Below are 25,740 nucleotides of genomic sequence, written 5' to 3' on the forward strand. Positions count from 1 at the left end.
CACCGAGATGGCCCCTGTGACGATCGCAAACGGGTAGTCCCGATGCCGCTTCTGCTTGCTTTGCTGACCATGCTCGCCGCATTTCCCGCTTACGCAGCGGATCGCACCATCTATCTGACCTTCGATGACGGGCCGCTGAACGGCACCAGCAACATCCTCGACGTGCTGGAGGCGCAGCAGGTGCCGGCGACGCTGTTCATGGTCGGCATGCATGCGCAGGCGAGCGCGGGCAACAAGGCATTGGTCAGACGCGCAAAAGCTCTGCCGCTGGTGACGGTCGGCAATCACAGCTATAGCCACGCCAACAACCGCTACCAACATTTCTATGCCGATACCGAAGGCGTTGTGGCCGACATGCTGCGGGCCAACGTCGTGCTTGGGCTCGCTCCGGCGGTTCATGCGAGGCTGCCTGGGCGCGACGTGTTCAGACTGCCCTCAATGTCGAAGAACGACACCTCGCTCGGCCTTGCGCAGGAAGGCCGGGAGGAGCCGGACTACGAATTCGTCGCCGCCTCCGGGTTCTATCTCTATGGCTGGGACCATGAGTGGGTGCATGACGACACAGGCAAGCCGGTGCAGAGCGTCGACCACCTGGTCAGCGAGATCGATCACCTGTTCGGCTATGGCCGCTTCGTCAAGCGCGGAAAGATGATCCTGCTCATGCATGACGAGATGTTCCAGGACAGCTTCGACGGCAAGCCGAAACTGACCCAGCTGATCACCGCGCTGAAGCAGCGCGGCTATGCTTTTGGCACAATCCAGAGCTATGACGACTGAGCGATGATTCCTAAAACGCGTCATGTCGAAAGAGATTTACGCCGCGCGCCTTCGTCAGCTTTCCACATTGGCCCGCAAGGTCGCCAACACCTGCGCAAACTCCGCCAGCCTGTCGTCCGACAGGCCGGCGCGCAGTCGCTTGTCGAAGGCAATCGCCGCCTTGCGCAGTGTCTCGAACATCGCTTCTCCGGCCTCTGTCAATTCGACCAGATGGATCCGGCGGTTGACGGGATCGCGGCGGCGCGTCAGCAATCCTTGCGCCTCCATCGCGTTCAGATGATGGGTGAGCGTCGCTCCCTGTATGCCGATCATTCCAGCGAGCTCGCGCTGGTTGGCTAGCTCGCTCGATTTGACCGACAGCAGAGTAAGCCAGACGGGCAACGTGCCGCCCGCTTCAACCAAAGCGGTGTCGAAGGCCTGTGCAACAAGCTTGGCGGTGCGGCCGAGATTCATGCCGACCGGCGGGCGTTCAAAGGGTGTCATGGCAAGACACTAGACGGTGTTTTCCACGGATGGAACTGGTGTCCTTTTATACATTGACATCTAACAGTTAGATATCTAACTATTGAGGCGACGGCGGGCAAGAGAGGAGAGCTGGTATGCAATATGTCTACATCATCACCATCGGTCTTCACGTCATGGCGGGAGTGTTCTGGGCCGGCACCACCATCACGCTCGCGCGCGACCCCGAGATCCGGGCTGAACGCTTCATTGGGCCGCAAATGGGAGCGGCCGGCATGGTGTTTCTCACCGGTGCGCTGCTCTGGTATTTCTTCCATGGCGCCTATTTCGGCTCGATGGAAATGGTGCTGGCGCTCGGCATCGTTGCCGCCTTCGCCGCGGCTGGCGTACTCAGCACCATGGTCCGCCGCACCAGCACGCAACTTGCTGGCGCCGACGCGGCCACCGAACCTGCCCTGCGCGCGAAGATGGCCCAAGGCGAGCGAATCGCCGCCTGGCTGCTGGTTCTCACCGTGCTCTGCATGGCCACCGCCAGAATGTTCTGATCACGCATCGTACGGTGCCGGCGCAAGCAGGCGGCGTGCGCGGCGCGCAACGAACCAAGGCAGCAGATGGCTCTCCTTGCGGAGGTTCCGTTGCGCGCCACCACAACTTTCCCTGGAATTGTTAGCGACAGCAGCCTTTCAAATCCTTAGCCCGAACCTGATGCCGTCATAGATGGCGGCGTGGATGTTGCGCGAGGCGACGGCATCGCCGATGCGGAACAGCACGAAAGAGCCCTGCGGATTGCGCTCGGGAAAAATGTCGCCGCCACTCACCAGCCGCTCATAATCGATGGCGCCGCCGTTCTTCGCCAATGGCTTCAACGCAAGATAAAGATCGTCAAGCGGCGCCGTGCCATGTTCGACCACCACCTGGTCGACCCGCCGCTCGCCGCGCCAGCCGTCGGCGAAATCGGAGGCAAGCTCGGCAACCAGTTGATTGCCCTCGCGGCGCACCGAGCGCAGCCTTGTGTTGATCGTGATGATGACCCCCTTCTCCTGGAAGGCGCGCATGTAGGGCACATGGTTCATGCCGCCCATTTCCGGCGCGAAGAATCGCTCCGCCGAAACCAGTTCCAGCTTCGAACCGGCAGCCGCGACGAGTTCCGCCGCGCCCATTCCCTGATGGCCGCCATTGTCGTCATAGAGCAGCACGTTTTCAGCCGGCTTGACGCTGCCGGCCATGATGTCCCAGCTCGACGTCACGAGAGTGTCGCCCGCCGCCAGCGGGGGATTCTGCGGCAGTCCGCCGGTGGCGATCACCACGACATCCGGCGACAGCGCCAGAACGTCGTCCTTCTCCGCCCAACTGTCGTAGCGGATCTCGACGCCGAGCCGGTCGAGTTCGGCCAGCCGCCAATCGACGATGCCGATCAACTCCTTGCGGCGCGGGTTCTGCGTCGCCAGCCTGACCTGCCCGCCGGCTTGGCCCGATGCCTCCAGCACCGTCACCTGATGTCCGCGCTCGGCGGCCACGCGCGCGATTTCCAGTCCGCCTGCACCAGCGCCGATGACGACGACTTTTCGCTTTGGTCCCTCGGCCTTGGTGATGATATGCGGAATGTCCGCCTCGCGGCCGGTCGCCGCGTTGTGGATGCATAGCGCCTCGCCGCCTTCGTAGATGCGGTCGAGACAGTAGGTGGCTCCGACACACGGGCGGATTTCGTGCTCGCGCCCTTCCATCACTTTGCGGACGATGTGCGGGTCGGCGATGTGGGCGCGGGTCATGCCGACCATGTCGAGCTTGCCGGTGGCGATGGCGTGGCGCGCGGTGGCGACGTCGGAAATTCGCGCCGCGTGGAAAGTCGGGAATTTCGTCGCCGCCCTCACCTCGCCGGCGAAGTCGAGATGTGGCGACGAGCGCATGCCGGTCACCGGAATGACCTTCGTCAATGCCGCGTCGGTCTCGATCGAGCCGCGGATGATGTTGAGGAAATCGACCTTGCCTGATAGGGCCAGGCGCCTGGCGATCTCGACGCCCTCCTCTTTCGAGAGACCTTGCGAAAAGTCCTCGTCGGCGACCATGCGAATGCCGACGACGAATTTCTCGCCCACGGCCGCGCGCACCGCGTCGAGCACCATGTCGGTGAAGCGCAGCCGGTTGTCGAGCGAGCCGCCGAACTCGTCGTCGCGATGGTTGGTGGCCGGCGACCAGAAGCCGTCCATCAGATGGCCGTAAGCCTCGAATTCGATGCCGTCGAGACCGGCGGCCTGGCAGCGCTGCGCGGCGGAAGCATAGTCGGAAACGATGCGCTCGATATCCCAATCCTCGATGGTCTTGGGAAAGGCGCGATGCGCCGGCTCCCGCACCGGCGAAGCCGACAGCACGGGCAGCCAGTCGGCCTTGTTCCAGCCGGTTCGACGGCCGAGATGGGTGATCTGGATCATCACCTTGCAGTCATGCTCGTGGCAGGCGTCGGCCAGTTCCGCGAGCCATGGCACGATCCCGTCATCATAGAGATGCAAATTGCCGAAGGCGGCCGGGCTGTCGCGCGAGACGATGGCCGAGCCGGCGGTCATGGTCAGCGCCATGCCGCCCTTGGCCTTCTCCGTGTGGTAGAGCCGATAGCGCGCCTTGGGCATGCCGTCTTCCGAATAGGCGGGCTCGTGGCTGGTCGACATCACCCGGTTCTTCAACGTCAGATGTTTGAGCTGATAGGGCTGGAGAAGCGGATCGTTGCTGGTCATCGTCTTCCTGCGGGTTCAAATTATGTTATTGAGCGGCCAGACGTGCCGCCCCTGAATGGATTGCGGCGTTTATTCCAACCTTCGTTTCGCGCCGACCGCCATGGAATCGTGCTTCCGGCGACAGGCAGGCAAGGAGCCGTCCATGATCGATACCAAAACCCTCACCCAGCTCGGCGCGCATGTCGAGACGCCACAGAGCCCGGAAGCGGCGGTCCTGGAAACCGTGCCGTTTTCGCGCGGCGACGGCCCGCCGGCCATCGTGCGCTTCACCTGCCCGGAATTCACGTCGCTGTGCCCGGTCACCGGCCAGCCTGATTTCGCCCACATCGTCATCGACTACGCACCCGACGCTGCTCTGGTGGAATCGAAGTCGCTCAAGCTGTTCATGACCTCGTTCCGTAATCATGGTGCTTTCCATGAGGATTGCACCGTCATGATCGGCCGCCGCATCGTGGCGGCAACGAGCCCGCTATGGTTGCGCATCGGCGGCTATTGGTATCCACGCGGCGGCATTCCGATCGACGTGTTCTGGCAGACGGGCGCGCCGCCGGAAGGCGCCTGGCTGCCTGAGACCGGAGTGGCACCCTATCGCGGGCGAGGCTAGCTCGAACCATCATTCGCATTGGTACTGACTGAGTGCCCATTCACCGGTCACCGACAAGAGGTCCGATATCTTCCATTCGCCGTCGACCCTCTTGAACTTCCACTCGAGGCGGTGCGCGTTGCCGGCGACGACGAAGGCGACGATGACCTTGGCCTGGTCGCCATTGATCGCCTCGATAGTCTTCAGGCTCTTGTCGATCTCGTCCTTGTCATAGTCGGCATTGTCGAGCGCCATGTTGGGGTCGAGGCACTCGCCCTGCCCGGATTTGCGCAGCGCATCGCTCTTGTCGAGCACCGTTTTCGCCGGATCGACGAAATGGCGGCGCTGCGACGGATCGACCTCCAAGCCGACCTGGTCGTAGAATGGCCGGACCACCGCTGTCGGCGAGCCCGGCTGAATTGGGACGGCGGGTTCGCTCGGCGAGGCAGCCGGTGGCGTTGCCGGCTCGGCGGCTCCGCGAGGTGGCGGCGACTCGTTGTCATCGGGCGCGGTGGCCGCCGGAGCGTTTGCCGGCGGCGCGCCGAGCAGCCCCTGCGCAGCGCCGCTACTCAAGTCCGCCGCCATCATCATGCACACGGCCGACAGTGCCAAGAACCGGCGGCGGGCCATCGGATCACTCCGGATCTTGGCCCGCCAGGCATTCGAGCTGGCTCAGCGTCCAGTCGCTGGTCTTCGATGCGATGTCCGATATCCTCCACTTGCCGTCGATCTTCTTCAGCGACCAGTGCATTTCGCGTTGTGCATCGTCTCCTTCCGGAAAGAGACTGAAGCTCGCCACCACCTGGGCGGTGTCGCCATCCACCATCTCGGATACTTTCAGGGTCTTGGAGACGGTCTTCTGGTCGAAATCCTGCGCATCGAGGCCCGGATCGAAATCGATGCAGGCGACCTGGTCCGGATTCTTCCTCGTTGCCTGATCGTTGAGGTCGAACAGTTTCGTCACCGGCTCGGTGAAGCGATCCCGGTATTTTGCGTCGGCCTCGAACTTGACCTCCGGAACATAGAAGAACCTCACGGCGTCCGACGCCGGACCGGCCAGGGCGACGGCGGGAAAGGCCGTCGAAAGGGCGGCAAGGAGCACTGTCAGTCTCATGCAGAATCTCCGGCTTTTGATGGCTTGGCGCAATCCAGTAGCACGCATCCTGCATATCGGCTTTTTTGCGGCTCATGAAGCCCGAGGGCGGCTCGCCGCCGGTGCAGGTCATCCGACAGGCGCGCGTGCCAAGACTGCGATCAGAGACCAAGCGCCACCTTGCGGCCATCATGGATTGCAAAAGCCGCCTGCCTTGAGGCGGTGCAATCACCAATCGAAGTGTGGGCAATCTTGCGCCTGTCGAGTTCGATGGAAAGCATGTCGGCTGCCATACTCGTCGTGGCGAAGACCAATGCATCGGCTTCGACGTCCTGCTCGGTTCCGTCGAGCAGGGAAGCGACCCTGGCCGCCTTGCCGTCCCAATGAACGATGGCGCTCTCGGTCAGAAACCGCACCCGCAGCCTGGCGAGTGCGCGGCGCAGCGGCGCGTCGACGGCCATTCGCTGAAGCTCTTTGCCAACCAGGGCGTCAGGCGTCACAAGCGTCACATTGTGACCGTCCTCGGCGAGTTTCCAGGCGGTGCCGCACCCTTTCCAATTGCCGCCATCGTCGAGCAAGATGACATTTTTGCCTGGCCTCGCCTCACGGGCCATCACGGCTTCGGCCGAGAAAACCAGCCCGCCCCCCGGAATGCTTTCCCACTGCGGCAATGCCCGTTGGAAAGCGCCGTCCGGCGGCATCGAGCCGGTTGCGATGATGACGTGATCCGCGCCTTCGCGCTCGACATCCTCCGCCTCGACAAACTGTCCGTACCGGACGTCGACCTGGAGCTGGCTGAGCTGGCGCTGGTACCAGTCGATCAGATCCAGAATCTGGGCGCGGCGCGGTTGCAGCCCCGCAAGGCGGAACTGCCCCCCAAGGCGGTCGGAAGCCTCGGCCAGCGCAACGCGGTGACCGCGTTCGGCTGCTACACGCGCCGCTTCGAGGCCGGCGGGACCGCCGCCGACGACCAGCACGCGCTTGGGTTGGCTAGCCGGGGCGAAGCGATCTCCACCCCACTCCCATTCCCGCCCCGCCGAGGGATTGATGACGCAGCTGATCCAGTAGTCGCGGCTGCGTCGGCCCCAGCACATCTGGTTGCAGGACAGGCACCCGCGAATGTCTTCCGGCCTTCCGGCGGCGGCCTTTGCGGCCAGGTGCGGATCGGCGATCTGCCCACGCACGATGGAAACCAGATCAGCGTGGCCTTCGCTCAGCACGCTTTCGGCGTTCTGCGGCGTACGAATGTGGCTCTCGGCGGTGATCAACGCGTGGCGCACGGTGGATTTGAGCACGGACGCCAGGTCAGCGCCGAGCTTTTCCGGATAAACAAAGGTCGGGATGATCTTGTAGAAATCGAAGTAGGAGCCCGTTCCACAAGTCACATAATCCATCAAGGAATCGCGGTCGTGGAGGTCGATTATCTCGGCCAATGCTTCGCGCTTCAGCCCCACTTCGACTTCCGGTTCGTCGTTGACCGCAAGGCCGATGATGAAATCGTCGCCGCATTCCCGGCGAATTCTGCTCATCACCTCACGGCTCATCCGGGTACGATTTTGAAGGCTGCCGCCCCACCGGTCGTCGCGGCGGTTCGACCAGGGCGTCCAGAACTGGTCCAGCATCGAATGATACGCCGCCCAGACCTCGACGCCGTCGAAACCGGCCTCGCGGCAACGGCGCGCCGCCTGTACGAAACCGTCGATCGTTTCTTCGATCTCGGCTTCGGACATTCGATGCGAACCGTCAGAGTCGTGATAACTCGGCAGTCCGGAAGGGGACCAGCCGGCATGGAACGAGTTGTCGGCGTCCGCGTGCTGACCGACATGGTAGAGCTGCTGGATGGCGACGGCGCCGTTGCCCCGAATCGCATCCGTCACTTTGCGGAAATGGGGGATCACGCTGTCGTCGGAAGGACGGAAGTTGCCGCGGGTAAGAACGGCGGCCTGGTGTACCGGCATCGGCTCGACGACGATCATGCCCGCGCCGCCGATCGCGCGTTCGGCATAATAGCCGACATGTCGTTCTGTCGGCAGTCCCTCTACCGCCATGTTCGCGGTATGGGCTCCGAACACGATCCTGTTGCGTAAGGTCCTGCCGCGCAGAGCAATCGGCGTGAACAACCGGTTGAAGACCTGCCCAGACATGTACCGCTCCTCAAAAGCCTTAGCGGCAGCACCCGAGCGCCAGCGCCCGCAGCCAAACTCGATTTTGCCGGAATGCCGGCACCTGAAAGGGTGCCGGCATTCGCCAGTCATTGCAGCTAGGCGTCCAGCCAGACGTTCTGGAGGTCCATTTCGAAGGTCTGGTGGACGCCGTAGTTCTTCACCTTCTTGCTCGTATGACTGTAGAGCTTCTGCCAGAACGGCTGGATGATGACCCCGGAATCCTGCAGGATCTGCTCGACATCCTTCATCACCTCCTTGCGCTTGGCGACGTCGATCAGCGATAGCGCCTGCTTGAGCTTGGCGTCGAACTCGGGATTCGAATAGGCCGATTCATTCCAGGCCTCGCCGGTGCGATAGCCGAGCGCCAACACCTGGACGCCGAGCGGGCGCATGTACCAGATCGTCATCGAATAGGGATATTTCGTCCAATCGTTCCAGAACGTCGAGCCCGGCAGCACCGTGCGCTTCACCTTGATGCCGGCCTCGCGCAGCTGGCCCGCGATGGCATCGCCGGTGTTCTTTTGCCAATCATCCTCGATGGTGATCAGCTCATGCTCGAAGTCGGCCTGACCGGCTTCCGCCATCAGCTTCTTGGCGCCGGCGGCATCACGCTCCTTCTTGGGCAGCGGGTAATATTCCGGATGGATGGGGCTGACATGGTGGTTTTCGCCGACCGTGCCGCGACCGCTGTAACCGAGCTGCAGCACCGCGTTGTTGTCGACCGCCATCTGGAGCGCATTGCGAACACGCTTGTCGTCATAGGGTTTGTGCGTGACGTTGGTGCGCGCAACCAGGGTGGTCGCGGTCGCCACCTCCGATTTCTCCAGCCCCATCTTGTCGAGGATGTCGATAAAATCGGCGGGCGACTCGAAATTGAGGTCGATCTCGCCGGAATCGAAGGCATTCACCGTGGCGTTGAAGTCGGTGCCGTAGTCGATGAATTCGACACCGTCGAGCGGAGCCTCGCCGCCCCACCATTTGCCGTTCTCGCGGCGCTTGACGACGGCCTTCTGGCCGACATCGTAAGAGACCAGTTCGAAGGGTCCGGTGCCGATCGGCTTCTTGATCGGATCGGCGCCATCGGCATCGAAGTTGCGGTGGACGACGAGTGCCGGATAGTCGGTGAAGTTCGGGATCAGCGAAATGTCGGGCTCGGAGAGCTTCAGCTTGACCGTGTTGTCGTCGACCTTGGTGATCGCGCCGTCCCTCGCCTTGCCGGTCTTGGCGTCGATCAGCGCGCCGACGCGCGCGGCCATGGAGTTGCCGGCGACGCCCTTCTCGCACCAGCGCGTCACATTGTGCACCACGTCATCGGCGTTGAAGGTATCGCCATTGTTCCAGGTGACGCCCTTGCGCACATGCAGCGTATATTCGGTGGCGTCGTCGTTGATGTCCCAGCTTTCGAGCAGCACCGGCTCGAAGGTGAACTGTCTGGTATAGCGCACAAGCGGCTCCAGCCACGTGCGCGAGATGTTGGCAAGTTCAACCCAGTCATAGGTGCGCGGATCCTTCTGCGCCTTGACCGACATGGAGACATGCAGCGTTCCGCCCTTCTTCGGCTCCTCGGCCAAGGCGTTTGTCGGCGCGGCAAGGCCGATCATGCCATAGGCCAGAGCCGTCGATGCCCCGAAGGCGCTTGCCAGCGCAAGGAATTCGCGCCGGTCGACCCGGCCCGCACGCGCCTCCTTTGCCATCGCCTCGATGGCGGCTGGGACACGATCACCATTGCTTTTGAAAAGCGTCATTTTTTCCTCCCTTGTGGTTCCCTTAAGGTCTTCGTCCTGTCAGCTGACGCTGTCCGGCAGTTTCTCCTCGCGCAGCGCGATAAAATCCCGGAGCCCGTCCGCGATGCCCTCATCGAGCTTCGGCTCCTCATAATCGGCCAGCATGTTGCGCGCTTTCTCGCGGCCGCGCGTGTCATGGTCCTTCGCCCCTTCTGCCTTCCACTGTTCGTAGGAATTGAAATCCATGATGCTGGGCATGAAGAAGGCCCGCTCGAAATGATCGAGCGTGTGCTGTGTGCCGAGGAAATGGCCCTGCGGCCCCACCTCGCGAATGGCGGCCATCGCTTCCTTGAAATCGTCGAACGGCAGCCCGCCGGCATATTTGTACCAGCCGACGAGTTGTTCGCAGTCGGTCGCGAACTTGGAATAGCCGCAGGTGAGACCCGCCTCGAGCCATCCGGCCGAGTGCCAGATGTAGTTGGCGCCCGCAAGGATGGCGGCATGCATGAGCATGTTCGCCTCGTAGCCGGCCTGGGCATCGTTCAGCTTCGAGCCGACATGGAAGCCGGACGTGCGCCACGGCAGTCCGTATTTCCGCGCCAGCGCGCCCATCAGGTACATCATCTGCGCAGCCTCCGGCGTGCCGCCCATCGGAGCGCCGGTCTTCATGTCGACCGTGACCATGAACTGGCCGTAGATTTGAGGCGAGCCGGGACGCAGGAGCTGGGTGAACGCTACACCGGCAAGCGCCTCGGCATTGACCTGCGCCACCGCCCCCACGGCCGATGCCGAGGTCGAGGCGCCGCAGAGCGCGAAGGGCGCCAGGATCAGCGGCTGATTGTGACGGGCATAGACCTTCATCGCATCCAGCATGGTGGCATCCCATACCAGCGGTGAATTGCAGTTGGTGATCGACACCAGCACAGGGTTGTCGCGCACGTAATCGTCACCGAACACGATGCCCGCCATCGCCATCGTGTCTTCCGCCCGATCCTTCGACGTCACGATGCCCATGAACGGCTTGTCGGAATGCTTCAGCGCCGAATGGATGATGTGGAGGTGACGCTTGGGCACCGCTATTTCCATCGGCTCGCAGATGATCGAGCTGGAGGAATGCAGGGCCGGCGCCATGTAGGCGAGCTTGTGGAAATTGTTGAGGTCGGCGAGCGTGCCGTAGCGTCTGACATTGTCGAGGTCACGCACATAAGGCGCGCCATACATCGGCACGAAGATGGAATTCTTCCCGCCCACGCGCACCGTACGCTCAGGGTTGCGCGCGTTGAGCGTGAACTCCGACGGCACCTTCGAGACGAGATCCATCAGCAAGGCGCGGTCGATCCGCACTCTCGTCTCGGAGACGTCCGCGCCGGCGGCCTTCCACATTTCGATGGCCTCATCGTCGCGGAACTCGCATCCGACGTCCTCCAGGATGGCGAGCGATTCCTGGTGTATGAGTTCCACTGCCTCGTCCGGCACCATCTGATAGACGGGGATTTGGCGGACCAGTGTCGGAAACGACGTTACCGGAGCTCCCCGCAGCGCCTTGCGCCCCAGGCGGCCGCCGGCTCGACGATTGGCGTGTTCTGTCACAGCGGCCGGTGCGTTCATGGCAACTCCATTCCTCTTATACCTCGCAGCCTAGACGCACAAAACAGGAATGTGACGCTGGAAAATCCTGATCTCTTGTATAAGCTCTGCTTATGCGAAACCTGCGCCACCTCCTTCCCTCGGCGGGCAGCCTGATCGTCTTCGAGGCGGCGGGCCGCCTGTCGAGCTTCACCGCCGCCGGGCGAGAGCTCGGCATGACCCAGGCCGCCGTCTCCTACGCGGTGCGCGGGCTGGAGGAACAGCTCGGCGCCAAGCTGTTCCAGCGCCGTCACCGGCAGGTCAGCCTGACGGAGGCCGGCGAGCGTTTCCACGCCGACGTTTCGCTGGGCCTGTCCCACATCCGCAAGTCGGCGGAGGATCTGCGCCTGCAGGCGACCGGAGGCCACGTGACGCTTGCCGCCTCAACCGCCTTCGGTTCCTTCTGGATGATGCCGCGGCTGCAGCAGTTCCGCGACGAACTGCCGGGCATTGATCTGCGCATCCAGACCGCCGACCGCGATCTTGACATCATCGCAGAGGGCATCCCGCTTGCCGTGCGCGGCGGCGAACCGAGGGACTGGCAGGACTATCATTCGCTGCCGCTTGCCGACGAGGAGATATTTCCCGTCGCCGGCACCAGCTACGCGGCGAAGTTCGGCCTGCCCAAATCGGTCGCGGAACTGGCCACGCACCGTCTCATCCATCTCGAGGAGCCCTATCGCGAGGCGGCGAGCTGGAATGAGTGGTTCGAATCGGCCGGCGCCCGTCTCGGCGATACCGCGCGCGGCCTGCGCATCAACGACTACGGGCTGGTAATCCAGGGCGTCATGGAAGGGCAAGGCATCGCGCTCGGCTGGCGCCACCTTGCCGAGCGGATGCTGGCGACGGGACTGTTGGTGCCGGTGACGGACCATGTGCTCAAGACCGGCAAGGCGTTCTATGTCATCTGGCCGAAGAACCGGGAGCTTAGCGAGAACGCCCGCAAGGTACGGGATTGGCTGGCAGCGCAAGCGTGAGGCCGTTCACTGTTTTCGCCGTACTTCACCCTCGCCCGCTCGGCACGAATCCGCCTATACTGTCACCATGCCCATACGCCAGCTTTCCGAAACGATGATCAACCAGATCGCCGCCGGCGAAGTCATCGAGCGTCCGGCAAGCGTGGTGAAGGAACTGGTCGAGAACGCGCTTGATGCCGGTGCGGGAAAGGTCGAGGTCGTCACGTCGGGCGGCGGGTTGAACCTGATCCGTGTCACCGATGACGGCTTCGGCATCCCCGAACAGGAGCTTTCGCTGGCAATCGCACGCCATTGCACCTCCAAGCTTGCCGAAGACATCCACGACATCCGCTCGCTCGGCTTTCGCGGCGAGGCGCTGCCGTCGATCGGCTCGGTATCGCGGCTGTCGATCCGCTCGCGCACGGCGGCAAGCGACAGCGCCGCCGAGATCGGCATCGAGGGCGGCAGGATCTCGCCCGTCAGGCCGGCAGCGGCCAATCGCGGCACCACGGTGGAGGTGCGCGACCTTTTCTTCGCCACCCCGGCGAGGCTGAAATTCATGAAAGGCGAGCGCGCCGAAAGCTCGGCGACCAGCGACGTGGTCAAGCGCATCGCGATCGCCTTTCCCACCGTTCGCTTCACGCTCACCGGTTCCGACCGCTCGACGCTGGAATTGCCGGCGACCGAGGACAGCGCGGAAGGCAGCCTGCGCCGCATCGCCCAGGTGATGGGGGCCGAGTTTCCCGACAATTCCATTGCCATCGATGCGATACGCGAAGGCGTGCGCCTGACCGGTCATGTGTCGATCCCGTCCTTCACCCGAGCCAACGCGTTGCAGCAATATGCCTATGTCAATGGCCGGCCGGTGCGCGACAAGCTCATCGCCGGCGCTATCAGAGGCGCCTTCGCCGACGTCCTGCCGCGCGACCGGCATGCGGTTACGGTGCTGTTCCTGACGCTCGATCCGGCGATCGTCGACGTCAATGTCCACCCGGCCAAGGCCGACGTCCGCTTCCGCGACCCCGGCCTGGTGCGCGGACTGATCGTCGGCGCCATCCGCCAGGCGCTTGCCGAAGCCGGCATCCGCGCTGCCACTTCCGGTGCCTCCGGCATGATGGCGGCGTTCCGGCCGGGAGCGGCGTCATACGCCCATGGCGGCCCGGCCAATGGTCACCGCAGCTACGAAGCGGCCTACCACGCCTCGGGCTCTGCCCGTTTCGACCCCGCACGCTCGCCGCAACGGCCACTCGACATGGAGTTCCAGGGTTCAGGATTCGAACGCGCGCGTACAGGAAACGGCGGGTTCGGCGAAAACGAGCAGGCGGCGTTCGATGCCGGCCCGATCGCCAGCGCCGACGCCCGGGCAGGACAGGGCGAAGCGGCGGAGACGCTGCTTGGCACGGTGCTCGGTGCGGCACGGGCGCAGGTGCATGAGAACTACATCGTCGCCCAGACCAGGGACTCACTCGTGATCGTCGACCAGCACGCGGCGCATGAACGGCTGGTCTATGAGGCGTTGAAGAATGCGTTGCATTCCCGCGCGATACCCTCGCAGATGCTGCTGCTACCGGAGATCGTCGACCTGCCGGAAGAGGATGCCGAGCGGCTCGCGCTGCATTCGGACACGCTCGCCCGCTTCGGACTCGGCATCGAGCGTTTCGGCCCGGGTGCGGTCGCCGTGCGCGAGACGCCCTCGATGTTGGGCGAAACAAACGTCCAGCAACTGGTGCGCGACCTTGCCGACGAGATCGCCGACAACGACACGGTCGACACGCTGAAGGAACGGCTGGACAAGATCGCCGCCACCATGGCCTGTCATGGCTCGGTGCGTTCGGGCCGGCTGCTCAAGGCCGAGGAGATGAACGCGCTGCTGCGCCAGATGGAGGCGACGCCCGGCTCCGGCACCTGCAACCACGGCCGCCCGACCTATATCGAACTCAAGCTGGCGGATATCGAGCGGCTGTTCGGGCGGCGATAGCTGACTGCGGAGAGCATCGCCTCAGCGCAGTCCCTGACGATCGACAAGTATCCGGTGAATTTCGATCCGCTCCGGCAGTTCGATCAGGAACTCGGAATCGCGGTCAAGATGGTGGACTTTGGTCGGTTCGCCTTTGGTAAAGGCGGTCATCGCCTGCATGTCCGCCCAATACGAGATGGTTGTGAACCACGTCTCGTCACCACGATCTTCGCGCAGCAATTGGACGCCGAGCGCCGTCTTCTCGAGCGGCGGAATACCCTCGGCGCGCAGATACGGCTCATAGGCGTCGGCGACATCGCGGCGGGTGCGACCGCGCCAGATGCGCGCGATGGTCGGATTGGTCGGCATGATAGTCTCCTTCAGACAGGCTGACAGAAAATGAGCACAGCAGGCCCGAGCCTAGGCTGGCAGTCAGCCGTGGACACGCGCCAGGAAATCGCGAACCAGTGGCAGCGCGTGGTCAAAATGCGTCTCGAGCAGCCAGTGACCGGCGCCATCGATCAGATGCAGGTCCGCATCGGGCAGATCGCGATAATAGGCAAGCGCTGACGCTGCGGGCATATAGCCGTCCTCTGGCCCCCAGACGATCAGCGTGGGCGGATGGTGAGCGCGCAAATAGGCCTGATAGCGCGAAAACCAGCCGAGATTGGCCTCCAGCTTCTCCATCAGACCGACGGCGATCCGCCGACGAATCGGTGTGTTCATCAATGGCCAGTGAAGGCTCCACAGATCGGGAGGTACGCGCGTGGCGACGTCGTCCGCAACTTCACCGATGAACTCGGCTCGGAACCCATCCTCGCTCACCGCCGCCTCGAGCGGACGGTGCTTGTCGGGCGTCTTGTCGGCCCACCAGGCCTTGATTGCCGCGTATTTGGGGCCGAGCACATCCTCGTAGATGTCGCCGTTCTGGATAACGAGCGCGCTGATCCGCTCCGAATGCGAGATCGCGTGCCGGAGTCCTATCTGGGAGCCATAGTCATGCAGCCATAAGGCGTAGCGCTCGAGACCGAAGGCGTCGGCAAGTTTGGCAAGCAGGTCGGCATAGGCGTCGAAATCATAGCCGAAGGCGGCAGGGTCGGGCGTGCCGCTGTATCCGAAGCCGGGCCAGTCGAACGCAATCGTCCGCCAGCGGTCCGCGAGCGCGGGCATCAGTCGGCGGAACTGGAATGAGGAGCAGGGATAGCCGTGCGGCAAGAGCAAGACAGGTGCTTCGGGTGGCCCTGCCTCGCGGTAAAAAATGGATATATCACACAGTTGCATGCGTCGGTGCGTCGTTGCACCCACCATTCGGGCCTCCGTCGAATAAACACCGGCTAAACGCCGTCAACTGGGAAACGTTCCGGCATCAGTGGTGCGGGCGGCCGGTATGGACCGGACTTCGGACAAAGCGGCGTTCGGGATGATCACGCCGCGTCTCAGCCGGTCGGACAGAGAGCAAGGGAGCAGTGATTCATCTCTTCAAATTCACCACGATGACGCCTCCCAGTGCCAGCGCGCCGCCAAGCAGGCCGAGCAGCGTCGGGACTTCGCCCAGCCAGAAGAAGCCGATCAGGGCGGACATCGGAGAGACCAGATAAAGGAAGTTCGAGGCACGCGCCGCAGGCAGGCGCGAAAGCGCCGTCGCCCAGGCGGCGTAGGCGATCAGGCTCGGCACGACGCCGAGATAGACGACCGCGCCCAGCCCCGCCGTATCGGCGACCGCCGCCTGCGAAAAAGCTGCCGGCAGGAAGGGCGCCAGGCAGAGCGCGCCGAGCACCATGTTCGAGGCCGCGATGGTCAGTGGATGGTGGCGGGCAAACAGCGGCTTCTGGACAATGGTGTTGACGGCCGAACAGAGCGCCGATCCCAGAACCAGAAGCGCACCCGTGTCGAAATGCAGGCCCTGTCCGTCGGCCATCGCGATAATGCCGATGCCGCTGAAGGAAATGGCGGTGCCGACCCAGGCCATGGCCGAGAATCGTTCGCCGAGCAGCGCCATCGCCATGATGGCGGTGAAGATCGGGCTGACATTGATGATGAAGCCGGCAGCGCCGGCCGAAACCGTCAGCTCGCCGAAATTGAGCATGGCGGTGTAGAGCGCGACGAAAACGGCGCCGCCAAAGGCCAGGCGCCACAACTCGCCTATGCGCGGCAGCGTTGGCCGCCTGACGGCAAGGAAGATCGCCGCAGGTACCGCGGCGATGGCAAAGCGCAGGGCGCCGAGTTCGAGCGGCCCGAAAGCGGCGAGACCAGCCCGGATCGCCGGAAAGGCCGAAGCCCAGCCAACCACCGTCAGCGCCACCGCTATGGCGGCTGTGGTGTCCATCCGCTGTGCTGGATTCAACGTGCTCGTCATCGCCCTCATCTCACCGGTCTCCCATTTTTTCGCCTCTCGACGCGGAGAAAACGCCTTTTCGGACCAATTGACAAACGACCAAATCGAGGGTCAGCTGTGACTATGGATCACAGCTTAGACGGCATCTTGCCGCTCGAGACACTGCGCGCCTTCGATGCTGCGGCACGCACGGGGAGTTTTTCGGCAGCCGCGCAGAGGCTAAACCTCACCCATGGCGCTGTCAGCCGGCAGATTGCCAAGCTGGAGGACTGGCTTGGCCTGAAAGTTTTCGAACGCGGGGCGCGCGGCGTGACGCTGACGAACGAAGGCAATCGCCTGCATCTCAGGACCACCGAAGCCTTTGCGTTGATCTCGGTCAATTCGGATCGCTGGGTTGAACCACGCGGCACCGCAGTGGTGCGGCTGGCCTCGATCCCCTCGGTGAGCGGCCTTTGGCTGATGCCACGCATGGCGGCGCTTGAGAACGATCCCACCCGCCTGCGCATCGTGCTGGACGTCGACAACCGCCAGGCCGACCTCGCCGACGAGGGCATCGATCTGTCGGTTCGCTGCGGACGCGGCCGCATCCCGGGCCGCGTTTCGATGCAGTTGTTCGAGGAGTATCTGTTTCCCATCGCCTCGCCGAGCCTCGCGCAGGAGATCGGCGGCGGCGATCCGGCTCGGCTGCTCAAATTCCCGCTGATCAACGATTCCGACGCATCCGGCTGGCGCGCCTGGTTCGCCGCGCAGGACATGGATTACCGGCCGCGCCCGCAGGATCGCCGCTTCGAAGACTACAATCTGGTGCTCGACGCCGCCGCACACGGCCTGGGCATCGCGCTGGCACGCCCGCCGCTCACCGAACACCAGATACGGTCGGGGCGCGTCGTGGCCGTCGACGACCGCGTTGTTCTCAATCCCGTTTCCTACTGGCTCGATCGTCCCGCCGGGAGGCCCCGCGCCGCTGCCGCCGACCTGTCGCGCCGCATCGCGGCGCATGCCGGCGTATCGGCGGAAAGGATCGAACACTTCATCGAAGCCGACACGTAGGTTTCAGCGAATGGCCAGCCAGGCAAATGCGATGAGCGCGGCAACCAGCAGGCCCGTTGCGATGGGGCCGATGCCGACCGCGCCTTGTTCGCGATTCCCTGGTGCGGCGTCCTTTGGTTGGCCGGTCATGCGCCCGGGCACCACATTGTCGGCCGGCGCCTTTTGCACCACAGAAATCTGCGGCGAGACGAACGCCAGCCATGAGAGCAGTGCGGGCCGGGCAGCGCCGGCGTCTTCGGATTTTGTCACGGCCACCGGCACGACGCGCTGAGCCTCGTCACCTGGCGACGCCTGCTTGCGCGCCGCAATCTCGGGAACGGTCTTTCCGGCGGTGTCCATGTCCGGCTCCATCACGGCCTGGTAGGCCCTTACGATCTGCTGTGCGGCCAATTGCTGCGACGTCGCGGCCGGCGCGGGCGGCAAGGCCGCCAGCGTTTCCACGGCCGGTTGCGCGCGCAAGGCCGGCAGCGGCGGTCGCAACGCCACCTTGACCAGCGCCGCGCTGACCGCATCGGGTTTCGCCAACGGCACCGCCTGCGGCGTCATCGCCTCCTTGAGCAAAGAAGCCAGCCGAGCGGAAGAAACGTCCATCATGTTCCCACCAATGGTACTCTTCGGCTCATCAAATAGGATATCAGCATTGCCTCGAGCTTGTCCCATGCTTGACCTTGCCGGCAATTTGTGGCGATGAACTCGGCATGAAGCTCGGCACTAAACCATGATGAACCGTTTCGAAGGCCCCGGCGGCAAGGAAGCCCGTATCCGCTATCTCGACGGCGACTTCCAGGTGACGAGTCCCGGCGCGTTCGTGCGCTGCGCCGTGACCGGCGAAAGCATTCCGCTCGACGAGCTGAAATACTGGAGCGTCGAGAGGCAGGAGCCCTACATCAACGCCGCGGCCTCGTTGCGCCGCGAGATCGAGGCGCACCCGGAATTGCGCAAGCGAAGCTAACGCTTAAGCTTACGCTGGCGCCAGGCATCGAGCGTCTCCTCGATGATACGTTCTGGAACGTGGTCGAGCTCGAAGACCGCGTCGATTTCCAGCACGTCGAGGCGATCGAGAAAGTCCTGCGAGGCGCCATGGCGCAGCCGGGCTGCGTCCTTGGCGGTGGTGATCAGGCCGAGCCCTTCGGCGCGCGCGGTGGACGCCAGTTCGGCAAGCTCATCCTCGGCGTAGAAATGATGATCCGGAAACGGCCGCTTCAAAGCCACCTCGCCACCGGCCTCCTCTACCGTGTCGAAGAATTTTTCGGGATGGCCGATGCCGGCGAAGGCAAGATAGCGTTTGCCGGCGAGGCGCTCCTTGCCGCTCGGCTCGGTGTGAGCTTCGAAGATCGGCCGCCCGGCGCGCGCCGCCTGGCGCACCACCGCGTCGGCGGCGGTGCCGTGACCCATCTTCAACAACCCGCTGGTGAAGACCAGTTGATCGACGACCCTGGCCCTGAGCGGTCCGCCCGGGATGACACGGCCGTTGCCGATGCCGTAGCGCGCATCGACGACGACCAGCGCATAGTCGATATGGATGCGAGCGCTCTGGAAGCCATCATCCATGATCAGGAAATCGCAGCCATGGTTTTCCATGAGCAGTCGGGCGCCGGCGGCGCGGTGCGGCGTCACTGCCACGGGCGCGTGTTCGGCCAGCAGCAGCGGCTCGTCACCGACATGCCTGGCGCTGTCGTGTTTGATGTCGACGATATGCGGCTCGGCGAAGGAGCCGCCATGGCCGCGCGACAGAAAACCGGGTTTGAGCCGCATGCGCCTGGCGTGTTCGGCCATGGCGATCGCCACCGGCGTCTTGCCCGTCCCGCCGACGGTGAAATTGCCGATGCACAGAACCGGCGCTTCGATCTTCTCGCGCCTCGCCCGCCGCATGCCACGGCCGGCGACAAATGCATAGGCGGCCGACAGCGGCGACAGCGCGAAAACGCGCCAGTCCGGCTCCTCCCACCAGAATGGCGGTGCTTCGGAGGCCATCTTAGCGCCCGTTCGCGCCCTTCAGGCGCGCCTTGACGACCAGTGGCTGGATATAGGGCTCAAGCGATTTCAGCGTGCACGCCAGCGCGCCGCGCATCTCATCGACGGTCGCGGCGCCGGCAGCCATCATCTCACGGCGCGCCACTTCGTTGGTGAGCAGGAAGTTGACGGCACCGGCCAGCATGTCGCGGTCGCGCACCAGCTTGGCGCCGCCGCTGTCGAGCAGGCGCTGGTAGGCCTCGCGGAAATTCTGCACGTTGCGTCCGGCAAGGACCGCCGTCTCGAGCATGGCCGGTTCGAGCGGGTTCTGGCCGCCTTCGGAGGTGAGCGAACGGCCGACAAAGGCAATCTCGGTCAGCCTGAGGTAGAGCCCCATCTCGCCGATCGTATCTCCGAGCAGGATGTCGACATCGGCCCCGATCCTGTCGGCCTTGCTGCGCCGCGCGACCTTGAGGCCCATGCTGGAAATCTGCTCGGCCAAGGCCTCCGCACGGGCGGGATGGCGCGGGACGACGATCGTCAGCAGGCCATGGTGACGCTTGTGCAGCATCGCATGAACCTCGGCGGCGACGACTTCCTCGCCGTCATGGGTCGAGATCGCCGCCCAGGTCGGACGGCCGCCAATCTGCCGCTGCAAGATGGCCAGCGCCCGTTCGTCGACCGGCGGCGGATTGGTGTCGACCTTGAGATTGCCGGAGACGGTTACCGGCCGGGCGCCGAGCGCGCGGAAACGCTCGCCGTCGACATCGGACTGGGCAACGACATGGGCAAGGTTCTCGAACAGCGCCTCGGCGATGTTGGGGCGCTTCTTCCAGGACGTGAAGGAGCGGTCGGACAGCCTGCCATTGACCAGAACCTGCGGCACGTGGCGGGCGCCAAGCTCGAGAATCGTCATCGGCCAGATCTCGGATTCGGCGATGATCGCCAGATCCGGCTTCCAATGGTCGAGGAAACGGCTGACCGCCGGCTTGAGGTCGAGTGGCACATATTGGTGGATGATGCGGTCGCCCAATCTCTCATCGGCGACCTTGGCCGACGTTACGGTGCCGGTCGTCAGCACGATATTGACGCCGTAGTCGAGTATGCTCTCGACCAGGGGAACGACAGCTATGGTTTCGCCGACGCTCGCGGCATGGATCCAGATAACAGGCCCATCGGGGCGAGGCCGGCCGGCGACGCCGTAGCGTTCGCGGCGGCGGTTGCGGTCTTCCTTACCGCGCGAGGTGCGCCAGGCAACATAGGGTCCGACCAGCGGATAGGCGACAGCGCCCGCCAAACGATATGCCGACAGCATGGTGCGCGCCCAGCGACCGCTCATCGGGGGGCATCCACGAGACGGTACGCCTCGGCGGTCGCGGCATTGAGCGCGGCCGTCACTTCCAGGCGCTTGCGCTCCATTTCGGCGTCATCGGCATTGGCCGGCACGAAAACCGGTGTACCGATGATGATGGAGGAGCGGCCGAACGGCAGGTTGATGGTCGTCTTGTCCCAGCTCTTCTCCAGCACCTTGCGGCGGCTGGTGGCAATGGCCGCCGGCAGGATCGGCCGGCCGGAGAGCCGCGCCAGGAGCACGATGCCAAGCCCCGCATCGCGCGGCGTGCCATGAGGGATGTCAGCGATCATGGCGACGTTCTTGCCGGCGACGAGCGACTTTTTCAGGGCGATCAGCGCCTTGGCGCCGCCCTTGTCGAGATGTTTGGCATTATCGCGCCCGCCAGACCCGCGCACGGCCTCGATGCCGAATCTCTCGATCATCAGGGCGTTGAGCTCGGCATCGGCGCTGCGCGACACCATGGCGACCAACGGCCTGCCCTTGGGGTAGTAGGCCGGCGTCAACAGATGCTGGCCGTGCCACAGCGCAATGATGCCGGGCTCGAACTGGGCATAGGCACCGCCGGTCAATTTCGCCGAGCCGTCGACGACGCGGTTGGTCAGGCGCACCAGCCGAACGAACTGCGCCAGCAGGCCGACAATGATGTTCTTGACGAATCGCGACTGCGCCAGCGGCTTGCGGATCCTGCGCCAGAAGGCCTTGGTGGCGCGGCTGCGGCCCCTGCCCGTCGGCGTAGCCTGGCCGGGCGGCGCTTTCGCCAGGTCATTGTCCATCGAAGTCAACCGACAGCCTTGTGGTCGGGGTCCAGGAGCCGATGCAGGTGCACGACGAAATAACGCATATGGGCATTGTCCACGCTGGCCTGCGCCTTGGCTTTCCATACCGTATGGGCGGATTGATAGTCGGGATAGATGCCGACGATGTCGAGCGCGTCGAGATCGCGGAATTCGGTGCCGCCAAGCTTCTTCAGTTCGCCACCGAACACCAGGTGCAAAAGCTGTTTCTTTCCGTCTTCCGCGGCCATTTCGGTCCTTCACATATTGTGAGTTTGTGACAGGTCTAGACCAAAGCCGCCGACTTTGGAACCTTCGATAGCGCCTTCAATCACCTAGTCCGGCAATGACACCCACCAGCACCGCCAGCAACTCACCGCTGCCGGCGGCGAGCGCGCCGTGGCGGGTCACCTCGCCGGCATAGAGCGGCGCGCGGCCATGCGGGTCGAGCAACTGGCCGCCCGCCTCGCGCAGGATAAGGTCGGCGGCGGCGATATCCCAGTCGTGCGCGTTCGGCTTGACGAAAGTGGCGTCGAGCGTGCCGTTGGCGATCATTGCCAGGCGGTAGGCAAGCGAAGGGCTGTAGGGCGCCCGCTTCAGCCGTTCCTGCCAGCCGGTCGGTATCCTGTCGAGCAACTGCTTCAACCCGGAAATTTCGGCCTTGTCGCCGGGCTGGCGCACCGTGATGCGCCTGCCGTTGCGGAAGGCACCCTGGCCAGGCAGCGCCCAGTAAGTCTCGTTGAGCGCCGGACATTCGAGTACGCCGGCAAGCGAGCGGCCATGCTCGACAACCGCAACACTGACGCACCAGGTGCGCTGGCCTTCCAGGAAGCCGCGCGTTCCGTCGATCGGATCGACGACAAAGGTTCGGCGCGCCGAAAGCCGCACTGGATCGTCGACCGTCTCCTCGGACAGCCAGCCATAATCCGGCCGCGCCGCAAGCAGGGTCTGGCGAAGATACGCATCGGCGGCATGATCGGCCTCGCTGACCGGTGAGGTGCCGCCCTTCATCCAGACTTGCGGACTGTTGCCGAAGTAGCGCATCGCGATGGCGCCCGCCTCGCGGGCAGCATCGCGCAGCAGCGGCAGATCCTCCGTGGCGCCGGTCGTGGTCAGATCATGCTCCGGCAAGGGTCATGCCTTCGATCAGGAGCGTGGGAGCGGCGGTGCCGAAATTGCGATCGAGGTCGCTTGCCGGCACCATGTTGAGGAACATGGTCTTCAGATTGGAGGCGATGGTGACTTCGGCGACGGGATAGGCAAGCTGGCCGTTGTCGATCCAGAACCCGGAAGCGCCGCGGCTGTATTCGCCGGTCACCATGTCGACACCCTGCCCGAACACCTCTGTGACGTAGAAGCCGGTCTTGAGCGACGCAATCAGTTCTTCCGGCGAGCGCTCACCCGGCTCGATGGCAAGATTGGTCGAAGACGGCGAGACGGAGGAGCCGCTGCGCGAACCGCGTCCATTGGTGACGAGACCCAGTTCCCGCGCCGCGGAGGTCGACAGGAACCAGTGGTTGAGCACGCCGTTCTCGACCATCAAAAGCTTGTCGCCTTCGACGCCTTCGCCGTCGAACGGACGCGAGGCCTGGCCGCGCCGCCTCAGCGGCTCGTCGGTGACGGTAATGGCCGATGCAGCCACCTTTTTGCCCATCATGTCGCGCAGGAACGACGTCTTGCGTGCGACGGCAGCGCCGTTGATGGCGCCCGCGAGATGGCCGGCAATGCCGCGCGCCACGCGCGGATCGAACACCACGTCGACCGGTCCGGTCGCGGCCTTGCGCGCGCCGAGGCGGCGCACGGCGCGTTCCCCGGCCTTGCGGCCTATGTCTTCCGGCGCGTCCAGGTCGGCAAAATGCTGGCGCGAGGAGAATTCATAATCGCGTTCCATCCCGGTACCCTCGCCGGCGATGACGCTTGTGGAGCGCGAGAAGCGCGAGGCGACATAATGGCCGAGGAAGCCGTGCGAGGTGGCCAATACCAGCCCTCCGAGCCCGGCGCTGGCATTGCTGCCCGCCGAATTGGTCACGCCTTTGACGGCCAGAGCCGCCGCTTCCGCGGCCAGTGCCGCTTCCTTCAACTGGTCGGCCGATACTTCTGTTGTATCGAACAGGTCGAGATCGCGCGTCTGCCTGGCCAGCAGCGCCGGATCCGCGAGGCCCTGGTTGGGATCTTCGGGAGAGACCCTGGCCATGGCGACGGCACGTTCGGCAAGCGCCTTCGGGTCGGACGCGGCAGTCGCGGAAACACTTGCCACCCGCTGGCCGACAAAGACGCGCAGTGAAACGTCGTCGCCTTCCGACGCCTCGGTGTTTTCGACCTTGCCCAGCCGCACCGACACGCCGGTCGAGCGGCCACGCACCGCGACGGCATCGGCGGCATCGGCGCCGGCTTTTTTGGCAGCCTCGACCAAGGCCGCGACGCGGTCGGTCAATCTTGATGCGTCCGATATATCGCTCATGCGCGTGATCCTGCTGTTGCGGCTGGCCCGGAAGCCGCCGTCCCCCATCTATTGTTCCGGTCCGGCTTGTGCAATGGCACAAGCTTCAATCAAAATGCATCGGTTCAGCCGCCCATCGCGAAGCGCGGCACCGCATCGCCAGTACGGAGCATTTCCAATGACGCCTTTCCATCTTGCCTTCCCGGTCCGTGATCTCGATGAAACACGCGCTTTCTATGGCGAGGTGCTGGGTTGCGCCATCGGCCGCTCATCGGAGACCTGGGTCGATTTCGATCTGTTCGGCCACCAGATGTCGGCGCATCTGCGGCCACGGGCCGCGCCGGCCGCCAGTGACGGGAAGGTCGACGGCATGGCGGTACCGATCCCGCATTTCGGCGCCGTGCTTTTGATGGACGACTGGCAGCGGCTTGCCGCGCGGCTGGAAGCACGCGCCGACATAGACTGGCTGGAGCGGCCGATGATCCGCTTCAAGGGAGAGCCCGGCGAACAGGCGACGCTGTTCATCCGCGATCCCTCGGGCAATGCATTGGAATTCAAGGGTTTTCGTTCGCTGGAGCAGATTTTCGCGCATTGAGATGGCGCAAGCCGTGGCGCGCGGACTCAGGACTCGGCAACAGGCGTCCAGATCACATCCTCGATTCTTTGCGCGCCCGTGGCCAGCATCGCCAGCCGGTCGAAGCCGAGCGCGATGCCGCTGGCCTGTGGCATGACCGCAAGTGCCGCGAGAAAATCCTCGTCCAGCGGATAGCGCTCGCCATAGATGCGCTCTTTCTCGTCCATTTCCATGATGAAGCGCCGGCGCTGCTCTTCGGCGTCCGTCAACTCGCCAAAGCCGTTGGCGAGTTCGACGCCGCAGCAATAGAGCTCGAAGCGCTCGGCAACGCGGGGGTCGCGTGGGCTCGGTCGCGCCAGAGCCGCCTCGGCGACCGGATACTCGCACAGGATGGTCGCGCGGCCGATACCGAGGTTGGGCTCGATCTTCTCCACCATCACCCGGCTGAACAGGTCGGCCCAGCCGTCGTCGGGCGCGGTACGCAGGCCGGCACCGGTCAGGGCCTGATGGAGCGAATCGCGGTCGGTGAGGCCATCGGCGCTGACCGTCGCGAGCAGATCGATGCCGGCATGGCGGGCGAAGGCGTCCGCCACCGTCAGCCGGTCCGGCTCGGCGAAAGGATCGCAGTCGCGACCGCGAAAGCTGAAACGCGTGGCCCCTGCCCTTGTCGCGGCCAGCGCCAGCAGATCCGCGCAATCCCGCATCAGGCTCTCATAGGTCTCGCCCACCCTGTACCATTCGAGCATGGTGAATTCGGGATGGTGCAAAGGGCCACGCTCGCGGTTGCGATAGACCGGGCCGAAGCTGAAGATCCTGGTCTCGCCGGCGGCGAGCAGCTTCTTGCAGGCGAATTCCGGCGACGTGTGCAGATAGAGCGGCTTGCGCTGCCCGTCCGGCGCGACCGCCTCGGTGGCGAAGGCCGCCAGATGCGCCTCATTGCCGGGCGATATCTGCAGGGCCGATGCCTGCACCTCGATGAAATCGCGGCGGGCGAACCAGTCACGCAAGGCGGCGGCAAGGCTGTTGCGCAGCATCAGGCGCGGGCGGCGATCGGCATGGACATGCGGCGTCCACCAGGGCGAAGCGGCGGTCATGGGCGGTTTGAAGGCGCTCTGGTTCGCGTTGGGGGCTGGCGGTTCGCGCCGAGATGCGCTAGGCCCCCATCCAGCGCCGCGCAAGCCGGCAAACG

General features: G+C 64.3%; 26 protein-coding genes. 8 read left to right on the forward strand and 18 right to left on the reverse strand.

Annotated elements, in window-relative coordinates; genetic code table 11:
* Positions 1 to 42: 42 nt before the first annotated feature.
* Complete coding sequence (locus LB566_RS01415; RefSeq protein WP_140549154.1) at positions 43 to 777, forward strand: polysaccharide deacetylase family protein; 735 nt, start codon at positions 43 to 45, stop codon at positions 775 to 777.
* Positions 778 to 831: 54 nt separating this feature from the next.
* Here LB566_RS01415 and LB566_RS01420 read toward each other — a convergent pair whose 3' ends face one another.
* The gene (locus LB566_RS01420; RefSeq protein WP_224622646.1) at positions 832 to 1,260 is read right to left on the reverse strand and encodes a MarR family winged helix-turn-helix transcriptional regulator; all 429 of its coding nucleotides are present in this window, start codon (positions 1,258 to 1,260) and stop codon (positions 832 to 834) included.
* Positions 1,261 to 1,376: 116 nt separating this feature from the next.
* On the opposite strand from LB566_RS01420, the gene LB566_RS01425 reads away from it, so the two are divergent.
* Positions 1,377 to 1,784 (forward strand): hypothetical protein, encoded by a 408-nt coding sequence (locus LB566_RS01425; RefSeq protein ID WP_140521694.1) that lies wholly within the window; start codon positions 1,377 to 1,379, stop codon positions 1,782 to 1,784.
* 138 nt (positions 1,785 to 1,922) lie between these two features.
* On the opposite strand, the gene LB566_RS01430 is transcribed toward LB566_RS01425, so the two are convergent.
* Positions 1,923 to 3,968 carry an NADH:flavin oxidoreductase gene (locus tag LB566_RS01430; RefSeq protein WP_224622648.1) on the reverse strand — a complete coding sequence of 682 codons (2,046 nt, stop codon included), beginning with the start codon at positions 3,966 to 3,968 and terminating at the stop codon, positions 1,923 to 1,925.
* A gap of 142 nt (positions 3,969 to 4,110) precedes the next feature.
* Here LB566_RS01430 and queF point away from each other — a divergent pair, with 142 nt between their 5' ends.
* Positions 4,111 to 4,572 (forward strand): preQ(1) synthase, encoded by a 462-nt coding sequence (gene queF, locus LB566_RS01435; protein ID WP_140515582.1) that lies wholly within the window; start codon positions 4,111 to 4,113, stop codon positions 4,570 to 4,572.
* Between the two features lie 9 nt (positions 4,573 to 4,581).
* Here the strand turns inward: queF and LB566_RS01440 are convergent, their stop codons facing one another.
* The 5 genes from LB566_RS01440 to LB566_RS01460 form a co-directional block, all read right to left on the reverse strand.
* Entirely contained in the window at positions 4,582 to 5,181 is a 600-nt protein-coding gene (locus tag LB566_RS01440) for a hypothetical protein (protein WP_140549158.1), read from the reverse strand.
* A gap of 4 nt (positions 5,182 to 5,185) precedes the next feature.
* Positions 5,186 to 5,665: a DUF3828 domain-containing protein gene (locus LB566_RS01445; RefSeq protein WP_224622650.1), complete on the reverse strand. Its 480-nt coding sequence runs from the start codon at positions 5,663 to 5,665 to the stop codon at positions 5,186 to 5,188.
* Between the two features lie 140 nt (positions 5,666 to 5,805).
* A complete protein-coding gene (locus LB566_RS01450) occupies positions 5,806 to 7,788 on the reverse strand; it encodes an FAD-dependent oxidoreductase (protein WP_224622652.1) in 1,983 nt (660 codons plus the stop codon).
* Between the two features lie 116 nt (positions 7,789 to 7,904).
* A complete protein-coding gene (locus LB566_RS01455; protein ID WP_224622654.1) occupies positions 7,905 to 9,554 on the reverse strand; it encodes an ABC transporter substrate-binding protein in 1,650 nt (549 codons plus the stop codon).
* A 39-nt stretch (positions 9,555 to 9,593) separates the two neighbouring features.
* Positions 9,594 to 11,141 carry a trimethylamine methyltransferase family protein gene (locus LB566_RS01460; protein ID WP_224622656.1) on the reverse strand — a complete coding sequence of 516 codons (1,548 nt, stop codon included), beginning with the start codon at positions 11,139 to 11,141 and terminating at the stop codon, positions 9,594 to 9,596.
* A gap of 92 nt (positions 11,142 to 11,233) precedes the next feature.
* On the opposite strand from LB566_RS01460, the gene LB566_RS01465 reads away from it, so the two are divergent.
* Together LB566_RS01465 and mutL are read left to right on the forward strand one after the other, a co-directional pair.
* Complete coding sequence (locus LB566_RS01465) at positions 11,234 to 12,136, forward strand: LysR substrate-binding domain-containing protein (RefSeq protein WP_140549163.1); 903 nt, start codon at positions 11,234 to 11,236, stop codon at positions 12,134 to 12,136.
* 67 nt (positions 12,137 to 12,203) lie between these two features.
* Complete coding sequence (gene mutL / locus LB566_RS01470; protein WP_224622657.1) at positions 12,204 to 14,093, forward strand: DNA mismatch repair endonuclease MutL; 1,890 nt, start codon at positions 12,204 to 12,206, stop codon at positions 14,091 to 14,093.
* 21 nt (positions 14,094 to 14,114) lie between these two features.
* On the opposite strand, the gene LB566_RS01475 is transcribed toward mutL, so the two are convergent.
* The 3 genes from LB566_RS01475 to LB566_RS01485 all read right to left on the reverse strand — a co-directional run bounded on the left by LB566_RS01475 (position 14,115) and on the right by LB566_RS01485 (position 16,437).
* Positions 14,115 to 14,441, reverse strand: a complete 327-nt coding sequence (locus LB566_RS01475) for an antibiotic biosynthesis monooxygenase family protein (protein WP_140549165.1) — start codon at positions 14,439 to 14,441, stop codon at positions 14,115 to 14,117.
* A gap of 63 nt (positions 14,442 to 14,504) precedes the next feature.
* Positions 14,505 to 15,380, reverse strand: a complete 876-nt coding sequence (locus LB566_RS01480; protein ID WP_224622658.1) for an alpha/beta fold hydrolase — start codon at positions 15,378 to 15,380, stop codon at positions 14,505 to 14,507.
* Positions 15,381 to 15,543: 163 nt separating this feature from the next.
* Positions 15,544 to 16,437: a DMT family transporter gene (locus LB566_RS01485; protein ID WP_140549167.1), complete on the reverse strand. Its 894-nt coding sequence runs from the start codon at positions 16,435 to 16,437 to the stop codon at positions 15,544 to 15,546.
* Positions 16,438 to 16,530: 93 nt separating this feature from the next.
* Between LB566_RS01485 and LB566_RS01490 the strand changes: the two genes are divergently transcribed.
* The gene (locus LB566_RS01490; RefSeq protein ID WP_224622659.1) at positions 16,531 to 17,457 is read left to right on the forward strand and encodes a LysR substrate-binding domain-containing protein; all 927 of its coding nucleotides are present in this window, start codon (positions 16,531 to 16,533) and stop codon (positions 17,455 to 17,457) included.
* A 3-nt stretch (positions 17,458 to 17,460) separates the two neighbouring features.
* On the opposite strand, the gene LB566_RS01495 is transcribed toward LB566_RS01490, so the two are convergent.
* Entirely contained in the window at positions 17,461 to 18,003 is a 543-nt protein-coding gene (locus LB566_RS01495; RefSeq protein WP_224622660.1) for a hypothetical protein, read from the reverse strand.
* 172 nt (positions 18,004 to 18,175) lie between these two features.
* On the opposite strand from LB566_RS01495, the gene LB566_RS01500 reads away from it, so the two are divergent.
* Positions 18,176 to 18,409, forward strand: coding sequence for a DUF2093 domain-containing protein (locus LB566_RS01500; RefSeq protein ID WP_140494196.1), 234 nt, complete (start codon positions 18,176 to 18,178; stop codon positions 18,407 to 18,409).
* On the opposite strand, the gene lpxK is transcribed toward LB566_RS01500, so the two are convergent.
* The 6 genes from lpxK to LB566_RS01530 all read right to left on the reverse strand — a co-directional run bounded on the left by lpxK (position 18,406) and on the right by LB566_RS01530 (position 23,998).
* On the reverse strand, positions 18,406 to 19,431 hold the full coding sequence (gene lpxK, locus LB566_RS01505) for a tetraacyldisaccharide 4'-kinase (protein ID WP_224622661.1): 1,026 nt from the start codon (positions 19,429 to 19,431) through the stop codon (positions 18,406 to 18,408). The genes LB566_RS01500 and lpxK overlap by 4 nt on opposite strands.
* A 1-nt stretch (position 19,432) precedes the next feature.
* A complete protein-coding gene (gene waaA / locus LB566_RS01510) occupies positions 19,433 to 20,749 on the reverse strand; it encodes a lipid IV(A) 3-deoxy-D-manno-octulosonic acid transferase (protein WP_224622662.1) in 1,317 nt (438 codons plus the stop codon).
* Positions 20,746 to 21,537, reverse strand: coding sequence for a lysophospholipid acyltransferase family protein (locus tag LB566_RS01515; protein ID WP_140549172.1), 792 nt, complete (start codon positions 21,535 to 21,537; stop codon positions 20,746 to 20,748). Before LB566_RS01515 ends, waaA begins: the two co-directional genes overlap by 4 nt.
* A gap of 5 nt (positions 21,538 to 21,542) precedes the next feature.
* Positions 21,543 to 21,788, reverse strand: coding sequence for a DUF4170 domain-containing protein (locus LB566_RS01520; protein ID WP_140549173.1), 246 nt, complete (start codon positions 21,786 to 21,788; stop codon positions 21,543 to 21,545).
* 76 nt (positions 21,789 to 21,864) lie between these two features.
* Positions 21,865 to 22,668, reverse strand: coding sequence for a 3'(2'),5'-bisphosphate nucleotidase CysQ (locus LB566_RS01525; protein ID WP_224622663.1), 804 nt, complete (start codon positions 22,666 to 22,668; stop codon positions 21,865 to 21,867).
* On the reverse strand, positions 22,655 to 23,998 hold the full coding sequence (locus LB566_RS01530; RefSeq protein WP_224622664.1) for a TldD/PmbA family protein: 1,344 nt from the start codon (positions 23,996 to 23,998) through the stop codon (positions 22,655 to 22,657). The genes LB566_RS01525 and LB566_RS01530 overlap by 14 nt, the downstream gene beginning before the upstream one ends.
* A gap of 157 nt (positions 23,999 to 24,155) precedes the next feature.
* Here LB566_RS01530 and LB566_RS01535 point away from each other — a divergent pair, with 157 nt between their 5' ends.
* Positions 24,156 to 24,572, forward strand: a complete 417-nt coding sequence (locus LB566_RS01535; RefSeq protein WP_140549176.1) for a VOC family protein — start codon at positions 24,156 to 24,158, stop codon at positions 24,570 to 24,572.
* 26 nt (positions 24,573 to 24,598) lie between these two features.
* On the opposite strand, the gene epmA is transcribed toward LB566_RS01535, so the two are convergent.
* A complete protein-coding gene (gene epmA / locus LB566_RS01540; RefSeq protein ID WP_224622666.1) occupies positions 24,599 to 25,645 on the reverse strand; it encodes an EF-P lysine aminoacylase EpmA in 1,047 nt (348 codons plus the stop codon).
* Between the last annotated feature and the right edge of the window lie 95 nt (positions 25,646 to 25,740).

The organism is Mesorhizobium sp. CA13, assembly GCF_020165235.1.
GTDB lineage: Bacteria > Pseudomonadota > Alphaproteobacteria > Rhizobiales > Rhizobiaceae > Mesorhizobium.

What these genes read in the sequence shown, in the direction of transcription:
- LB566_RS01495 (WP_224622660.1), bottom strand. Translation starts at nt 18,003, where the DNA reads ATGACGCCGCAGGCGGTGCCGTTGGCGAAACCCGATGCGGTCAGCGCG.
- LB566_RS01445 (WP_224622650.1), bottom strand. Translation starts at nt 5,665, where the DNA reads ATGAGACTGACAGTGCTCCTTGCCGCCCTTTCGACGGCCTTTCCCGCC.
- lpxK (WP_224622661.1), bottom strand. Translation starts at nt 19,431, where the DNA reads ATGGCCTCCGAAGCACCGCCATTCTGGTGGGAGGAGCCGGACTGGCGC.
- LB566_RS01485 (WP_140549167.1), bottom strand. Translation starts at nt 16,437, where the DNA reads ATGAGGGCGATGACGAGCACGTTGAATCCAGCACAGCGGATGGACACC.
- LB566_RS01440 (WP_140549158.1), bottom strand. Translation starts at nt 5,181, where the DNA reads ATGGCCCGCCGCCGGTTCTTGGCACTGTCGGCCGTGTGCATGATGATG.
- queF (WP_140515582.1), top strand. Translation starts at nt 4,111, where the DNA reads ATGATCGATACCAAAACCCTCACCCAGCTCGGCGCGCATGTCGAGACG.
- LB566_RS01480 (WP_224622658.1), bottom strand. Translation starts at nt 15,380, where the DNA reads ATGGTGGGTGCAACGACGCACCGACGCATGCAACTGTGTGATATATCC.
- LB566_RS01535 (WP_140549176.1), top strand. Translation starts at nt 24,156, where the DNA reads ATGACGCCTTTCCATCTTGCCTTCCCGGTCCGTGATCTCGATGAAACA.
- LB566_RS01430 (WP_224622648.1), bottom strand. Translation starts at nt 3,968, where the DNA reads ATGACCAGCAACGATCCGCTTCTCCAGCCCTATCAGCTCAAACATCTG.
- LB566_RS01465 (WP_140549163.1), top strand. Translation starts at nt 11,234, where the DNA reads ATGCGAAACCTGCGCCACCTCCTTCCCTCGGCGGGCAGCCTGATCGTC.
- mutL (WP_224622657.1), top strand. Translation starts at nt 12,204, where the DNA reads ATGCCCATACGCCAGCTTTCCGAAACGATGATCAACCAGATCGCCGCC.
- LB566_RS01500 (WP_140494196.1), top strand. Translation starts at nt 18,176, where the DNA reads ATGATGAACCGTTTCGAAGGCCCCGGCGGCAAGGAAGCCCGTATCCGC.
- LB566_RS01425 (WP_140521694.1), top strand. Translation starts at nt 1,377, where the DNA reads ATGCAATATGTCTACATCATCACCATCGGTCTTCACGTCATGGCGGGA.
- LB566_RS01415 (WP_140549154.1), top strand. Translation starts at nt 43, where the DNA reads ATGCCGCTTCTGCTTGCTTTGCTGACCATGCTCGCCGCATTTCCCGCT.
- LB566_RS01475 (WP_140549165.1), bottom strand. Translation starts at nt 14,441, where the DNA reads ATGCCGACCAATCCGACCATCGCGCGCATCTGGCGCGGTCGCACCCGC.
- LB566_RS01420 (WP_224622646.1), bottom strand. Translation starts at nt 1,260, where the DNA reads ATGACACCCTTTGAACGCCCGCCGGTCGGCATGAATCTCGGCCGCACC.
- LB566_RS01490 (WP_224622659.1), top strand. Translation starts at nt 16,531, where the DNA reads ATGGATCACAGCTTAGACGGCATCTTGCCGCTCGAGACACTGCGCGCC.
- LB566_RS01455 (WP_224622654.1), bottom strand. Translation starts at nt 9,554, where the DNA reads ATGACGCTTTTCAAAAGCAATGGTGATCGTGTCCCAGCCGCCATCGAG.
- LB566_RS01515 (WP_140549172.1), bottom strand. Translation starts at nt 21,537, where the DNA reads ATGGACAATGACCTGGCGAAAGCGCCGCCCGGCCAGGCTACGCCGACG.
- LB566_RS01520 (WP_140549173.1), bottom strand. Translation starts at nt 21,788, where the DNA reads ATGGCCGCGGAAGACGGAAAGAAACAGCTTTTGCACCTGGTGTTCGGT.
- LB566_RS01530 (WP_224622664.1), bottom strand. Translation starts at nt 23,998, where the DNA reads ATGAGCGATATATCGGACGCATCAAGATTGACCGACCGCGTCGCGGCC.
- LB566_RS01460 (WP_224622656.1), bottom strand. Translation starts at nt 11,141, where the DNA reads ATGAACGCACCGGCCGCTGTGACAGAACACGCCAATCGTCGAGCCGGC.
- epmA (WP_224622666.1), bottom strand. Translation starts at nt 25,645, where the DNA reads ATGACCGCCGCTTCGCCCTGGTGGACGCCGCATGTCCATGCCGATCGC.
- waaA (WP_224622662.1), bottom strand. Translation starts at nt 20,749, where the DNA reads ATGAGCGGTCGCTGGGCGCGCACCATGCTGTCGGCATATCGTTTGGCG.
- LB566_RS01450 (WP_224622652.1), bottom strand. Translation starts at nt 7,788, where the DNA reads ATGTCTGGGCAGGTCTTCAACCGGTTGTTCACGCCGATTGCTCTGCGC.